This is a genomic window from Variovorax sp. GW460-12-1-14-LB1 (assembly GCF_059423605.1).
This window is the reverse complement of sequence record NZ_JBWKYF010000052.1, coordinates 16,699-29,643: the sequence shown is the minus strand read 5'-3', so window position 1 is coordinate 29,643 and position 12,945 is coordinate 16,699. Positions and strand designations below refer to the sequence as shown.

Annotated in this window: 13 protein-coding genes; 11 read left to right on the top strand and 2 right to left on the bottom strand. The window is 69.1% G+C overall.

What is annotated here, in order from left to right; translation table 11 throughout:
- Positions 1-2: 2 nt before the first annotated feature.
- Positions 3-2,003: an alkyl/aryl-sulfatase gene (locus AC07Y4_RS23080; RefSeq protein WP_487850445.1), complete on the bottom strand. Its 2,001-nt coding sequence runs from the start codon at positions 2,001-2,003 to the stop codon at positions 3-5.
- Between the two features lie 123 nt (positions 2,004-2,126).
- Here AC07Y4_RS23080 and AC07Y4_RS23075 point away from each other — a divergent pair, with 123 nt between their 5' ends.
- The 5 genes from AC07Y4_RS23075 to AC07Y4_RS23055 all read left to right on the top strand — a co-directional run bounded on the left by AC07Y4_RS23075 (position 2,127) and on the right by AC07Y4_RS23055 (position 6,044).
- Positions 2,127-3,041 (top strand): LysR family transcriptional regulator, encoded by a 915-nt coding sequence (locus AC07Y4_RS23075; protein ID WP_487850444.1) that lies wholly within the window; start codon positions 2,127-2,129, stop codon positions 3,039-3,041.
- A 50-nt stretch (positions 3,042-3,091) separates the two neighbouring features.
- Positions 3,092-3,601, top strand: coding sequence for a flavin reductase family protein (locus tag AC07Y4_RS23070; protein WP_390347454.1), 510 nt, complete (start codon positions 3,092-3,094; stop codon positions 3,599-3,601).
- On the top strand, positions 3,598-4,101 hold the full coding sequence (locus AC07Y4_RS23065; protein WP_487850443.1) for a BON domain-containing protein: 504 nt from the start codon (positions 3,598-3,600) through the stop codon (positions 4,099-4,101). Before AC07Y4_RS23070 ends, AC07Y4_RS23065 begins: the two co-directional genes overlap by 4 nt.
- A gap of 93 nt (positions 4,102-4,194) precedes the next feature.
- Positions 4,195-5,103: a DMT family transporter gene (locus tag AC07Y4_RS23060; protein ID WP_487850442.1), complete on the top strand. Its 909-nt coding sequence runs from the start codon at positions 4,195-4,197 to the stop codon at positions 5,101-5,103.
- Entirely contained in the window at positions 5,100-6,044 is a 945-nt protein-coding gene (locus AC07Y4_RS23055) for a glutaminase (RefSeq protein ID WP_487850441.1), read from the top strand. The genes AC07Y4_RS23060 and AC07Y4_RS23055 overlap by 4 nt, the downstream gene beginning before the upstream one ends.
- Positions 6,045-6,051: 7 nt before the next feature.
- On the opposite strand, the gene AC07Y4_RS23050 is transcribed toward AC07Y4_RS23055, so the two are convergent.
- Positions 6,052-7,041, bottom strand: coding sequence for an NAD-dependent epimerase/dehydratase family protein (locus AC07Y4_RS23050; protein WP_487850440.1), 990 nt, complete (start codon positions 7,039-7,041; stop codon positions 6,052-6,054).
- A 95-nt stretch (positions 7,042-7,136) separates the two neighbouring features.
- On the opposite strand from AC07Y4_RS23050, the gene AC07Y4_RS23045 reads away from it, so the two are divergent.
- The 6 genes from AC07Y4_RS23045 to urtD all read left to right on the top strand — a co-directional run bounded on the left by AC07Y4_RS23045 (position 7,137) and on the right by urtD (position 12,943).
- On the top strand, positions 7,137-8,093 hold the full coding sequence (locus AC07Y4_RS23045) for a LysR family transcriptional regulator (protein ID WP_487850439.1): 957 nt from the start codon (positions 7,137-7,139) through the stop codon (positions 8,091-8,093).
- The gene (locus AC07Y4_RS23040; protein ID WP_487850438.1) at positions 8,094-8,588 is read left to right on the top strand and encodes a hypothetical protein; all 495 of its coding nucleotides are present in this window, start codon (positions 8,094-8,096) and stop codon (positions 8,586-8,588) included.
- Between the two features lie 400 nt (positions 8,589-8,988).
- On the top strand, positions 8,989-10,182 hold the full coding sequence (gene urtA, locus AC07Y4_RS23035; RefSeq protein ID WP_487850437.1) for an urea ABC transporter substrate-binding protein: 1,194 nt from the start codon (positions 8,989-8,991) through the stop codon (positions 10,180-10,182).
- A 5-nt stretch (positions 10,183-10,187) separates the two neighbouring features.
- Positions 10,188-11,090, top strand: a complete 903-nt coding sequence (gene urtB / locus AC07Y4_RS23030) for an urea ABC transporter permease subunit UrtB (RefSeq protein ID WP_354346163.1) — start codon at positions 10,188-10,190, stop codon at positions 11,088-11,090.
- Between the two features lie 3 nt (positions 11,091-11,093).
- Complete coding sequence (gene urtC / locus AC07Y4_RS23025; protein WP_487850436.1) at positions 11,094-12,146, top strand: urea ABC transporter permease subunit UrtC; 1,053 nt, start codon at positions 11,094-11,096, stop codon at positions 12,144-12,146.
- A 14-nt stretch (positions 12,147-12,160) separates the two neighbouring features.
- Positions 12,161-12,943 carry an urea ABC transporter ATP-binding protein UrtD gene (gene urtD, locus AC07Y4_RS23020; RefSeq protein WP_070061447.1) on the top strand — a complete coding sequence of 261 codons (783 nt, stop codon included), beginning with the start codon at positions 12,161-12,163 and terminating at the stop codon, positions 12,941-12,943.
- The last annotated feature ends 2 nt before the right edge of the window (positions 12,944-12,945 follow it).

Below are 12,945 nucleotides of genomic sequence, written 5' to 3'. Positions count from 1 at the left end.
GCTTACTTGCGGGGCTCGACCACCGGAAACATCAGGTCGAAGTTGTCGAGCATCCCGAACAGCTCGCCCAGCTTCGCCCGGTTGCCGTCGATCTTCACGAGCCCCGACTGCACCGCTTCCGGAAAGGTCGTCTGCTTCAGGGTGATCGCGTCGAGCGTTGCCCGGCTCAATGTGACCGTGGCATCCGCACCCGCCGCCTGCTGGTTCTTCACGTGCGTGAGCGCCGAGTTCTCCAGCGTCAGCACGAACTTCTGGTTCGAATCGGTGAAGTTCCAGTTGACCACCATCGTCTTGCCCTCGGCCTTGGCCGCGTCGAGCCGTACGCCGAGGAAGTCGAAGAAGAGCTCGTTGCTCACCGCCTTCAGCGTGTCGCCGTTCGCGCTGCTGCCGCCCGGGATCTTCGGCACGCCGTTGCGCAGTTCCATTGCGCCCACCAGGTAGGCGCTGCGCCAGGTGCCGGCCTCCGACTGGTAGCCCAGCTGTTCGAGCGCGTCGGCGCCGAGTTCGCGTGCCGCGCGGTTCGCCGGGTCGGCGTACACCACCTGGCTCATCGCGCTGGCCACCCAGCGGTACTCGCCCTTCTTGAAGTCTTCGCGGGCGCGCGCCACCACCGCGTCGGCGCCGCCCATGTACTCGACCGTCTTCTTCGCCTGCGCCACCGGCGGCAGCGGGTTCAGGTTGGCCGGGTTGGCGTCGTACCAGCCCAGGTACTTCTGGTAGACCGCCTTCGCGTTGTGGCGCAGCGTGCCGTAGTAGCCGCGCGTGGACCACTCCTGCTCCAGGCTCGCGGGCATGCGCAGCGTCTCGGCGATCTCGGACGCCGTGTAGCCGTGGTTCAGCAGGCGCAGCGACTGGTCGTTGATGAACTTGTACATGTCGCGCTGCTTCTTCAGCAGGTCGACGATGCGTTCGCGCCCCGTGGTGGGCCAGTGGTGCTGCGCGATGAGCACGTCGGCCTTGTCGCCGAAGGCCACGCGGGCCTCGTCGATGTATTTGGCCCACAGGTTACCGTCGCGCACCTCGGCGCCGCGGATCGTGTACAGGTTGTGCATGTTGTGCGTCACGTCCTCGGCCATGTTGAGCACGCGGAACTGCGGCAGGTACATGAGCATCTCGGACGGCGCCTCCGAGCCCGGCACCAGCTGGAACACGATCTGCACGCCGTCGATGGTGCGCTCCTCGGTGGTCTTCTCGACGGTCGAGGTGGGCGCGATCAGCGTCACGCTGCCGCGCGCCAGCGCCTTGCCCAGGCCCGTGTCGACCTGCCCGCGCGCGCCCGGCGGCAGCAGTGTGCCGAACTGGTACTGCGAGCGGCGGTTCATCGCGTTGCCCGCCAGGATGTTCTCGGCCACCGCCGATTCCATGAAGCCCGAGGGCGCGATCACCTGCACCTTGCCCGCGGCCACGTCGGCCTCGCTGACCACGCCCTTCACGCCGCCGAAGTGGTCGGCATGGCCGTGCGTGTAGATCACCGTGCCGACCGGCTTCTTCGGGCGGTGCTGGTAGTACAGCTCGAGCGCGGCGCGCGCGGTCTCGGCGGCCAGCAGCGGGTCGATCACGATCAGCGAGGTGTCGCCTTCGACGATGGTGACGTTCGCCAGGTCGAAGCCGCGCACCTGGTAGACGCGGTCGGTCACCTTGAACAGCCCGTGGATCGCATTGAGCTGCGCCTGCCGCCACAGGCTCGGGTTGACCGTGTCGGCCGCCTCGTTCGCCTTCAGGAAGTCGTAGGGCTTCATGTTCCAGACCGGGCGCGGGCCGCTGCCGGTCACCAGCGCGTCGGGCACGGTGCCGATGAAGCCACGCATCGCGTCCTCGAAATCCTGCTTGTTGGCAAACGGCAGCGCCTTCGCCATGTCGGCGTTGGCCTTCAGCGTGACGGGCTCGGCCGCCTTGGGCGCCACCACCGGCTGCGCCGTGGCGGTGAAGGCGCAGGCCCAGGCGACGAGGGCCAGGGAGAAACGGGTAGGCGCGAAGGGAGCAACAGAAGCAATGCGGGTCATCGATGTCTCGGAGTTGGGGTCTGTCGGACGACGGGGGCACGGGAAGGCAGCGGCCGATTTTCGGAAGCGCCCAACCCCTTGGCAAATGCAAAATGTGCGCTTGCTTTTAAACCAAAACGCAAAATGCAGCTGCGCCACCTCCAGCACCTGATCGCCCTCGCCGAGCAAGGCAGCTTCGGGCGTGCCGCGCAGGCCGTGCACCTGTCGCAGCCCGCGCTCTCGCGCAGCATCGACGCGCTGGAGCAGGCGCTGAAGGCCCGCCTGGTCGACCGCGCCTACGGCACCGTGCGCTTCACGCAGGCCGGCGAGCTGGTGCTGGCGCGGGCCCGCGAGCTGGTCGCCGACGCGCGGCAGATCCAGCGCGAGGTGCAGCAGCTCGAAGGCCTCACGCTCGGCAGCCTCAACGTCGGCCTGGGCCCCTTCGCGGCCGGCCTGCTGGGGCGCGCGGCGCTGTCCCTCATGACGCAGCGCCACCCGCAGCTGCTGATGCGCATGGAGGTGGCCGACACCCCCACCCTCAGCGAGCGCCTGCACCGGCGCCAGATCGACCTGTTCATCGCCGACACCCGCGACCTGAAGAAGCAGCCCGGCCTGAAGCTGGCGCGGCTGCCCAACGTGCCGGTGTCCTTCTTCGTGCGGCCCCGGCATCCGCTGCTCAGGCAGCCGGCGCCGGTCACGCTCGAGCAGCTCATGGACTACCCGGTGGCCGGCCCCAACCTGCCGGCCGAGGTGGCCGCGCATTTCGACCGGCAGATCCGCCGCACCGACCGCGGCGTGTTCAACGTGACCTGCGACGACGCCGACACGCTGCGGCACCTCGCGCTCACGGCCCACGCGGTGATCCTCGCGCCCCACGCGCCCGGCCTCGCGCCCGAGACCGCCGCGCTCGCGCCGCTGGCCGTGGCGGGCCTGTCGCGCATGCGCACCCACTACAGCCTGGTGACGCTGGCGGGCCGCACGCCCTCGGCGGCCGCCACGGTCTATACCCGGCTGGTGACCGAGTTGCTCGGGCCGGTTCAGCAGCCCGCCAGAGCCTGAGCCAAAATGGCCCCTTCTCCGCCGTTCACCGCCTTGCCGTCCGTTCTCCCGTGACCACCTCCCGCCGGGCCCAGCCCCCCACCTTCTCGCCCGGCGAATTCCGCAAGGCACTCGGCATGTTCGCCACCGGCGTGACCATCGTCACCGCGCGCGCGGCCGACGGCAGCCTGGTCGGCTTGACGGCCAACTCGTTCAACTCGGTGTCGCTGGCGCCGCCGCTGGTGCTGTGGAGCCTGGCGCGCGCGGCGGCGTCGATGTCGGCACTGCGCGCCGGCTCGCACTACGCGGTCAACATCCTGGCCGCCAACCAGAAGGCGCTGGCGGAGCGCTTCGCCACCAAGAACATCGACCGCTGGGCCGACGTGGCCTACACCGAAGGCCTGGGCGGTGCGCCGGTGTTGCAGGGCGCGGCGGCCAGCTTCGAGTGCTTCAACCGCAGCCGCTACGACGAAGGCGACCACGTGATCTTCGTGGGCGAGGTGGAGCGCTGCACGCACGACCCCGACGCCTCGCCGCTGCTGTTCCACGGCGGGCGCTTCTACACCGAGCACCCGTTGTGAAGCACCCCGCGCTACTGGCCGTCCTGCTGCTCGCCGCGCGGATCGCCACGGCGCAGGGCACCACTGAGCCATCGCCGCTGCGGCAGAACTGGTTCGACGACCCCTTCTTCCAGGTCGCCGCGGGCCTGCCGGCCTGCCCCATGCCGCAAGGCCCCTACTACACCGCCGAGGAGCGCCGCGCGCAGACCCATTCGCGGCTGGAGCGAGGCACCAGCTGCTGGCTCGCCGGCAAGTGCACCGACAGCAACGCCTACCGCTACGACAAGCCGCTCGCGCCGAAGGTGCGTGCCGCGCTGCTCGCGGTGCCCGGCGTGCGCCGCAGCAGCGTGTGGGTCACGGTGCAGCGCCGCTGGGTCTACCTGCAGGGCTGCGTGCCCGACGCGGCCCTGGCCCGCAAGCTCGAACGCGCGGCGCGCACCGTGGCCGACATCGAGACCGTGGTGCCCGACCTGATGGTGGGCACGCGCGGCAAGCCGCCCTACCCGCTGGCCGGGCACTGAGCGCTGGCGCACGGCTTTCGCGCCGGCGCGCTACGATCATCGGATGAATTCGGCGGCCCTTCCGCCGCCCGTGCCGCCACCGACTGACCGCGAATGATCCAGCGCAAGACCCACCTCGACTCCCTGGCCATCGGCCTGCTCATCGTCTGCTGCGCGTTCTGGGGCCTGCAGCAGATCCTCATCAAGACCACCGTGACCGAGGTGCCGCCGCTGTGGCAGGCCACGGTGCGCATGGTCGGCGCGGTGGCGCTGCTGTGGCTGTGGTGCGCGGTGCGGCGCGTGCCGCTGTTCGAGCGCGACGGCACGCTGTGGCCCGGGCTGCTGGCCGGCCTGCTGTTCGCGGGCGAGTTCGCCGGCATCTACCTGGGCCTGCAGCACACCAGCGCCTCGCGGCTCACGGTGTTCCTCTACACGGCCCCGTTCTGGGTCTCGCTGCTGCTGCCGCGCTGGGTGCCGGCCGAGCGGCTGCGCGGCTTCCAGTGGCTGGGCCTGTTCATCGCCTTCGCGGGCGTGGTGCTGGCCTTCAGCGAGGGCTTCGGCCACATGAGCTCGTCGCAGCTCATCGGCGACGGCATGGCGTTGGCGGCCGGCATGCTCTGGGGCCTGACCACGCTCACGCTGCGCACCACGCGCCTGGCCACAGCCAGCGCCGAGAAGACGCTGTTCTACCAAGTCGCAGTGACCGCCGCCGTGTGCCCCCTGCTGTCGATCGCGCTGGGCGAGACCTGGGGCTTCTCGTACTCCGCCTGGGCCTGGACTTCCATCGGCCTGCAGACGGTGGTCGGCGCCTTCGCCAGCTACCTCACCTGGATGTGGCTGCTGCGGCACTACCCGGCCACGCAGATGTCGTCCTTCACCTTTCTCACGCCGCTGTTCGCGCTGATCTTCGGCGTGGCGCTGCTGAAGGAGCCGCTCACGCTGCAGCTGGTGGTGGCGCTGATCGGCGTGGCGCTGGGCATCGTGCTGGTGAACCGGCGGCCTGCGGTACAACGCCCGGCATGAGCAAGACACTCCACCGGTTCCAGCCCGTCCTCGACGAGATCGTCGCCACCCTGCGCCTGCAGCTCGGCCGGGGCGGCACCGTGGCCAGCTACATCCCGGCGCTGGCGCGCGTCGATGCGCGGCAGTTCGGCATCGCGCTGCGCACCTGCGACGGCGAGGAAGCCGGCGCGGGCGACTTCGAGACGCCCTTCTCCATTCAAAGCGTGTCCAAGCTCTTCACGCTCACGCTCGCCATGCAGCGCATGGGCGACGCGCTGTGGGAGCGCATCGGGCGCGAGCCCTCGGGCAACCCCTTCAACTCGCTGGTGCAGCTGGAGAACGAGCAAGGCAAGCCGCGCAACCCCTTCATCAATGCCGGCGCCATCGCGGTGGCCGACCGGCTCGTGAGCCAGGCCAAGACCAGGGGCGGCAGCGCCAAGGCCGACATCCTCGCGCTCATGACCAGCCTGTGCGGCGAGCGCATCGACTTCGACGGCGAGGTGGCGCAGTCGGAGGCCGACACGGGCTTTCGCAACGTCGCGCTGGCCAATTTCATGAAGAGCTTCGGCAAGATCGACAACGACGTGGCCGAGGTGCTCGACACCTATTTCCACCAGTGCGCGCTGCGCATGAGCTGCCGCCAGCTCGCGCGCGCCGCCGCCTTCCTGTGCCGCGACGGCGCGCACCCGATCGCCGGCGAGCCCGAGGTCACGGGCGAGCGGCAGACGCGCCGCATCAACTCGCTCATGCTCACCTGCGGCACCTACGACGCGGCCGGCGACGTGGCCTTTTCGATCGGCCTGCCCTGCAAGAGCGGCGTGGGCGGCGGCATCGTCGCCGTGGTGCCCGACCAGCTCACGCTGTGCGTGTGGTCGCCAGCGCTCGATGCCACCGGCAACTCGCTGCTGGGCATGAAGGCGCTGGAGCTGTTCGTGGCGCGCACCGGGCTATCGGTGTTCTGACGCCCGCTCAGGCCGCGACGGCCACCGGCGCCACGGGCAGGCAGCCCATGCCGTCGAGCGCGGCCTCCACGGCGTCTTCGAGGGGCGTGTGCGGCTCGCGGCCCAGGAAGGCCACCAGCTTCGCGTTGTCCATGCCCACGGGCGTGCGCCACAGGTAACGCATCTCGCGCAGTTCGCGAAAAGTGACGACGAAGGGCGAGGCCAGCGCCAGCAGCCACCAGGGAAAGGCCGACACGCGCACCTGGGCGCCCGTGCGCCGGGCCACCACCTTGCGGATAGCGTCGCTCATGCGCGTGCCGTCGGCGTCCCAGTGGCCGGCCATGTGAAAGCGCGCAAAGGGCGCGAGCCGGTCGCGCCGTGCCAGCAGCTCGACCATGGTGCGGGCCACGTCCGGCAGGTACGACCACTGGTGGCCGACACCGGGGTCGCCGGGGCGGCTGACGGCCCTGACCGGCTGCCCCGCCTTCACCAGCCCCTGCGAGAACCAGTTGTTGCCGGCCCTCGGGCCGAAGAAGTCACCGGCGCGCACGATCAGCACGCGCGCGCCCTCGCGGCTGGCTTCTTCGAGGCGCCTTTCCATCTCGACGCGGATCGCACCCTTGGCGGTGAGCGGGCGCTGCGGCGAGTCTTCGGCCAGCAGCGGGAAGGCATCGGGGCCGAAGTTGTAGACCGTGCCGGGTAGCACGACGGTCGCGCCCTCGGCCTTCGCGGCGGCCAGGGTGCTGTCGAGCATCGGCAGCACCAGCTCCGACCAGCCGCGGTAGCCCGGCGGGTTGACCGCATGCACGATGACCGAACAGCCCTTCGCGGCCCGCCGCACGGCCTGCGCGTCCATCGCGTCGCCGGCCAGCCAGGTGATGCCCTCGCGCTTTCCTTCGACCGCGCCGCGCTTCAGGGCGCGCACCTCCCAGCCCGCATCGCACAGCTGGCGGGCCACCTCGCCGCCGATGCCGCCCGTGGCGCCGAGCACCAGAACCGTGTTGTCGTTGCGTGCCATGAAATGCTCCTGAACAGTGATCGATGGACGAATTCTGGGCAGGATGGGGTTCGAATGGAATTGCCGAACATGCACCACCGGCCATACATTTCCGTATGACCTGGAACATCAGCTGGGAGCTGTACCGCTCCTTCCTCGGCGTGCTGCGCGAGGGTTCGCTCTCGGGCGCGGCGCGCGCGCTCGGCATCACGCAACCCACCGTCGGGCGCCACGTGGCGGCGCTCGAAGAAGCGCTCGGCGTGGTGCTCTTCACCCGCTCGCAGGTCGGCCTGCTGCCCACCGAGGTGGCACTGGCGCTGCGCACGCACGCCGAGGCCATGGAAAGCACCGCTGCTTCGCTGCAGCGCGCGGCCAGCAGCCAGGGCGACGGCGTGCGCGGCGTGGTGCGGGTGTCGGTCAGCGAGGTGGTCGCGGTGGAGGTGCTGCCGCCCGTCGTGGCGCGGCTGCGCGAGGCGCACCCGGCGCTGAAGGTCGAGCTGGTGTCGACCAACCGCGTGCAAGACCTGCTGCGCCGCGAGGCCGACATCGCCGTGCGCATGGTGCGGCCCCGGCAGGCGCAGCTGGTGGCACGCCGCATCGGCCACATCGAGCTGGGCTTCCATGCGCACACGAGCTACCTCGCGCGCCACGGCACGCCGCGCACGCCCGACGACCTGGCGGCGCACGCGCTCATCGGCTACGACCAGCCCTCGGCCTTCGTGCGCGAGGCGATCAAGTCGTTCAAGTCGGTCACGGGTTTCACGCGCGATGCCTTTGCGCTGCGCACCGACAGCGACCTCGCGCAGCTGGCCCTCATCCGCGCGGGCGCGGGCATCGGCGTGTGCCAGGTGGGCCTGGCGAAACGCGACGCCGCGCTGGTGCGCCTGCTGCCGCGCGCGCTCTCGCTGAAGCTCGACACCTGGGTCACGATGCATGAAGACCTGCGCCACAGCCCGCGCTGCCGCGTGGCCTTCGATGCGCTGGTCGAGGGCTTGCAACAGTACGTTGGCGTGGCGGCCGCCCCCGCGCCCCGGGCGACAATGCCCCGCGCAAGACCCAAAGCTTCTCCCTGAATGACGACGACCGATTCCCCCGACCACCTCCCCCTGCAGGAACCCCGCCTCTGGCGCGACGACCTCTGGACCGCCCGCATCATCAAGAACGAGGAAGACGACGGCTGGGCCGTCGAGATGACCCGCCACGGCGACCCCGAGCCCGCGCTCGTCGGCCCCTGGACCATGGGCCGCGACAAGAAGAACCCCAAGCCGCTGGACACCGCCGCCTTCCACACGCTGGTGAAGACCGCCGCCGAGGTGATCCGCCGCCACGAGCAGCAGCTGCACGCCACGCTCAACAAGAGCGTGACGGTGACCGCGCGCAACGACCAACGCGTGCGCGTGGCGCTGTCGATCGTGCCCGACGAAGACAACCCCTCGGCCACGCTCACGGCGTACGACGATGCCGACGACTCGGAACTGGCGAGCGTGAACGTGTCGCCCGCGTTCCGGCTCACGACCTCGAGCGCCACCGCGTGGATCGAGTCGGACTACGCACGCCCGCGCAGCTGATGTGTTCAGGCGCTGCGCGCGAATAGCACACGCGCCGCCCTTTCGCCAATTAGCGAAAAAGCGTATGTTCACGCCGGGGTGAGTTGAGAAGAATCCGCCCCAACGAGCAATCGTTCCCAGTCATACGACGCCCGCTGCCAGTGCTGCCAGCGAGGTGTCGGGCAATTAAGCCCGAATCGGTTTCACCACCGGTTCGGGCTTTTTTGTTTTTTCGGTCGCAACAACGCCTTTTCAAAACGGATGCGCGCCATCCGGTGGCGCAGCTTTGCCCGAAGAAAAAGCACTGGCAGCACAGCGCTCGTTTGCAGGGGCCGCGCGGCGGGAGGAGACACCCACCACGCGGTTCCGAAGGTCGGATGTTCCTGATGACTCGCACAAAACCAAAGCAAAGGAATTTGACATGACGAACGCTTTCAACCGCCGCCAGATCGTGAAGACCGGCGGCTCGATGATCGTGCTGGGCGCCGCCGGCGGCGTGGCCGGCCTGGCCCGCGCGCAGGACGGCGCCACCGTGAAGCTCGGCCTGCTGCATTCGCTCTCGGGCACCATCGCCATCGCCGAGGCTTCGCTGGTCGATGCCGAGAAGCTGGCCATCGAGGAGATCAACGCCGCCGGCGGCGTGATGGGCAAGAAGATCGAGGCCGTGGTCGAAGACGGCGCGAGCGAGAACTCGGTGTTCGCCGAGAAGGCGCGCAAGCTGCTGGAGCGCGACAAGGTGGCGGCCATCATCGGTTGCTACACCTCGGCCTCGCGCAAGGCGCTGCTGCCGGTGCTCAACCAGGCCAAGGGCCTGCTGTTCTACCCGACCTACTACGAAGGCCAGGAGCAGGACAAGCGCGTGTTCTACCCCTCGCAGGAAGCCACGCAGTCGGTGATTGCGGCCGTGGAATGGATGGCGCGCGAGAAGGGCAAGAACTTCTTCCTCGTCGGCTCCGACTACATCTACCCACGCACCTGCAACAAGATCGCCAAGCCCGCCATCGCCAAGGCCGGCGGCAAGGTGCTCGGCGAAGAGTACGCACCGCTGGGCCACACCGAGTTCTCGTCGATCATCAACAAGATCAAGGCCGCCAAGCCCGACTGCATCTACAGCACCGTGGTGGGCGGCTCCAACGTGGCCTTCTACAAGCAGCTGCGCGCGGCGGGCCTGGACGGCGCCAAGCAGGTGCTGCTGTCCACCGTGGTGTCCGAGAACGAGATCGACGGCATCGGCCGCGACAACGCCGCCGGCTACTACGCCTGCATGGGCTACTTCCAGAGCATCAAGTCGCCGGCCAACGAGAAGTTCGTGAAGGCCTTCAAGGCCAAGTACGGGCAGGACCGCGTGATCGGCGACCCGATGGAGGTGGCCTACAACAGCGTCTACCTGTGGAAGCTGGCGGTGGAAAAGGCCAAGTCCTTCGACGTCGACAAGGTCACGGCCGCCGCCGCGGGCGTGGAGATCGAGGCGCCCGAGGGCACGGTGCGCATCCACGCCACCAACCACCACGTGTGGAAGAAGGTGCGCGTGGGCCGTGCGCGGCCCGACGGGCAGTTCGACATCGTGTGGGAATCGCCGCAGCTGGTCGAGCCCAACCCTTTCCCGAAGGTCTGAACGCGATGAACTTCGACATCGCGGTGATGCAGGTGTTCAACGGCGTGAGCCTGTTCACCATCCTGCTGCTCATGGCCATCGGGCTGGCCATCGTGTTCGGCCTGATGGGCGTCATCAACATGGCGCACGGCGAGCTGATGGCGCTGGGCGCCTACATGACCTACCTGGCGGCGCGCTTCTTCGCGCACTACGCACCGGGCTTCATGGACCTGTACCTGTTCGCCGCGATTCCGTTCGCGTTCGCCGTGACCTTCGCGTTCGGCTATGTGCTGGAGCGGGGCTTCATCCGCTTCTTCTACGACCGGCCGCTGGATACCCTGCTGGCCACCTGGGGCCTGAGCCTCATGCTGCAGCAGGCCTACCGCTCCATCTTCGGCGCGCAGGAAGTGAGCGTGCCGCTGGCCTCGTGGCTGGCGGGGGCGTGGGAGCCGACGGCGGGCATCCAGCTGCCGCTGAACCGCATCTTCATCGTCGGGCTCACGGCCCTGGTGGCGGTCGGCGTGTACCTGCTGCTGTACCGCACGCCCTGGGGGCTGAAGGTGCGCGCGGTGACGCAGAACCGCGCCATCGCCGGCGCGGTGGGCATCGACACGCACCGCGTCGACGCGATGACCTTCGCGCTGGGCTCGGGCCTGGCGGGCATCGCGGGCGCGGTGTTCACGATGATCGGCTCGACCAACCCCGGCACGGGCCAGCTGTACATCGTCGATTCGTTCATCGTGGTGGTGTTCGGCGGCGTGCAGAGCCTCATCGGCACCGCGCTCTCGGGCTTTGCCATCGCGCAGTCGCAGACCTGGCTCGAGTACCTCATGAGCGGCTCGATGGCCAAGGCCACGATCCTGCTGCTGGTGATCGCGGTGCTGTACTTCCGGCCCAACGGCCTGTTCGCCACGCGCGCGAGGAGCTGAGGCATGCACGGTCTTTCTCCTCAACGCAAGCGCGACATCGGCGCCCTGCTCGCCGTGCTGGTGCTGCTGGCGGTGGTGCTGCCGCTCACGCTCGATGCGTTCCGCCTCAACCTCGTGAGCAAGTACCTGGCCTTCGCGTTCGTCGCGGTGGGCGTGGTGCTCACCTGGGGCTACGGCGGCGTGCTGAGCCTGGGCCAGGGCATGTTCTTCGGCCTGGGCGGCTACATGATGGCCATGTTCCTCAAGCTCGAGGCCTCGGCGCCCGAGCTGCCGGACTTCATGGTGTGGAGCAGCGTCGAGCAGCTGCCCGCGTGGTGGCAGCCCTTCCACTCGCTGGGCTGGACGGTGGTGGGCATCCTCGTGATCCCCGCCGTGCTGGCCTACGTGTTCTCGTACGCGATCTTCAAGCGGCGCGTGAGCGGCGTGTACTTCGCGATCGTCACGCTGTCGCTGGCGCTCACGCTCACGGTGGTGGTGGTCGGCCAGCAGGGCGACACCGGCGGCGCCAACGGCATCACCGACTTCCGCACGCTGCTGGGCTGGGACATCGCCACCGACGAGGCCAGGCGCACGATGTACTTCGTCGAGGTCGCGGCCATTGCGCTCGTGATGATGGTGTCGCTCGCCATCGTGCGCAGCCGCTTCGGCAAGCTGCTGATCGCCATCCGCGACAAGGAAGACCGCGTGCGCTTCAGCGGCTACAACACGGCGCACATGAAGGCCTTCGTGTTCGCGGTGGCAGCGGTGCTCTCGGCCATCGGCGGTGCGTTCTACAGCCTGCAGGTGGGGTTGATCGCGCCGGGCGTGATCGGCGTCGTGGCCTCGGTCGAGATGGTGATCTACGCGGCAGTCGGCGGACGGCTGTCGATTCCGGGCGCGGTGATCGGCGCGCTGCTCATCGGTTTCCTCAAGTCGTACCTGTCGGAGACCTTTCCCGAGGGCTGGCTGTACGTGCTGGGCGCGGTGTTCATCCTCGTGGTGTGGGCGATGCCGAACGGGCTCGCGGGCCTGGGCGAGAAGCTCGTGCGCCGCCGTACCGCAGAGGTGGCGCCATGAACGCCACGATGACGATGCCCAACGGCGGGCTGCCGCAGGCCGCCTCGGCGGTGCCGCCGTCGAGCGAGCAGATCCTGCGCATCGAGGACCTCACCGTGTCCTTCGACGGCTTCAAGGCCGTGGACGGGCTCAGCCTCTCGGTCGAGCGCAACGAGCTGCGCGTGATCATCGGCCCGAACGGTGCCGGCAAGACCACGCTGCTGGACATGGTGTGCGGCAAGACCAAGCCCAGCGCGGGCCGCGTGCTGTTCAACGGCCAGGACCTCGGCCGCCTGAACGAGTACGAGATCGTGCGCGCCGGCGTGGGCCGCAAGTTCCAGACGCCCTCGGTGTACGAAGACCTCACGGTGCTGGAGAACTTCGAGATCTCGCTGCCGCGCATGCACGGCCTGCTGCAGTCGCTCACCTTTCGCCGCACGCCCGCCGTGCGCGCGCGCATCGACGCGATGGCCGAGCAGGTCTTCCTGGCCGATCGCCTGGGCCACCGCGCCGGGCAGCTCAGCCACGGGCAGAAGCAGTGGCTCGAAATCGGGATGCTGCTGATGCAGGAGCCCGAACTGCTGCTGCTCGACGAGCCCGTGGCCGGCATGAGCCCGCGCGAGCGCGAACAGACCGGCGACCTGCTGCGGCGCATTTCGGCGGGCAAGTCAGTGGTCGTGATCGAGCACGACATGGACTTCGTCAAGCGCATCGCGCACCGCGTCACGGTGCTGCACCAGGGCAAGTTGCTGAGCGAAGGCACGGCGGCCGAAGTGCAGGCCGACCCGCGCGTGATCGACGTGTACCTCGGCCATTGAGA

What these genes read in the sequence shown, in the direction of transcription:
- AC07Y4_RS23080 (WP_487850445.1), bottom strand. Translation starts at nt 2,003, where the DNA reads ATGACCCGCATTGCTTCTGTTGCTCCCTTCGCGCCTACCCGTTTCTCC.
- AC07Y4_RS23075 (WP_487850444.1), top strand. Translation starts at nt 2,127, where the DNA reads ATGCAGCTGCGCCACCTCCAGCACCTGATCGCCCTCGCCGAGCAAGGC.
- AC07Y4_RS23060 (WP_487850442.1), top strand. Translation starts at nt 4,195, where the DNA reads ATGATCCAGCGCAAGACCCACCTCGACTCCCTGGCCATCGGCCTGCTC.
- AC07Y4_RS23055 (WP_487850441.1), top strand. Translation starts at nt 5,100, where the DNA reads ATGAGCAAGACACTCCACCGGTTCCAGCCCGTCCTCGACGAGATCGTC.
- AC07Y4_RS23050 (WP_487850440.1), bottom strand. Translation starts at nt 7,041, where the DNA reads ATGGCACGCAACGACAACACGGTTCTGGTGCTCGGCGCCACGGGCGGC.
- AC07Y4_RS23045 (WP_487850439.1), top strand. Translation starts at nt 7,137, where the DNA reads ATGACCTGGAACATCAGCTGGGAGCTGTACCGCTCCTTCCTCGGCGTG.
- AC07Y4_RS23040 (WP_487850438.1), top strand. Translation starts at nt 8,094, where the DNA reads ATGACGACGACCGATTCCCCCGACCACCTCCCCCTGCAGGAACCCCGC.
- urtA (WP_487850437.1), top strand. Translation starts at nt 8,989, where the DNA reads ATGACGAACGCTTTCAACCGCCGCCAGATCGTGAAGACCGGCGGCTCG.
- urtB (WP_354346163.1), top strand. Translation starts at nt 10,188, where the DNA reads ATGAACTTCGACATCGCGGTGATGCAGGTGTTCAACGGCGTGAGCCTG.
- urtC (WP_487850436.1), top strand. Translation starts at nt 11,094, where the DNA reads ATGCACGGTCTTTCTCCTCAACGCAAGCGCGACATCGGCGCCCTGCTC.
- urtD (WP_070061447.1), top strand. Translation starts at nt 12,161, where the DNA reads ATGCCCAACGGCGGGCTGCCGCAGGCCGCCTCGGCGGTGCCGCCGTCG.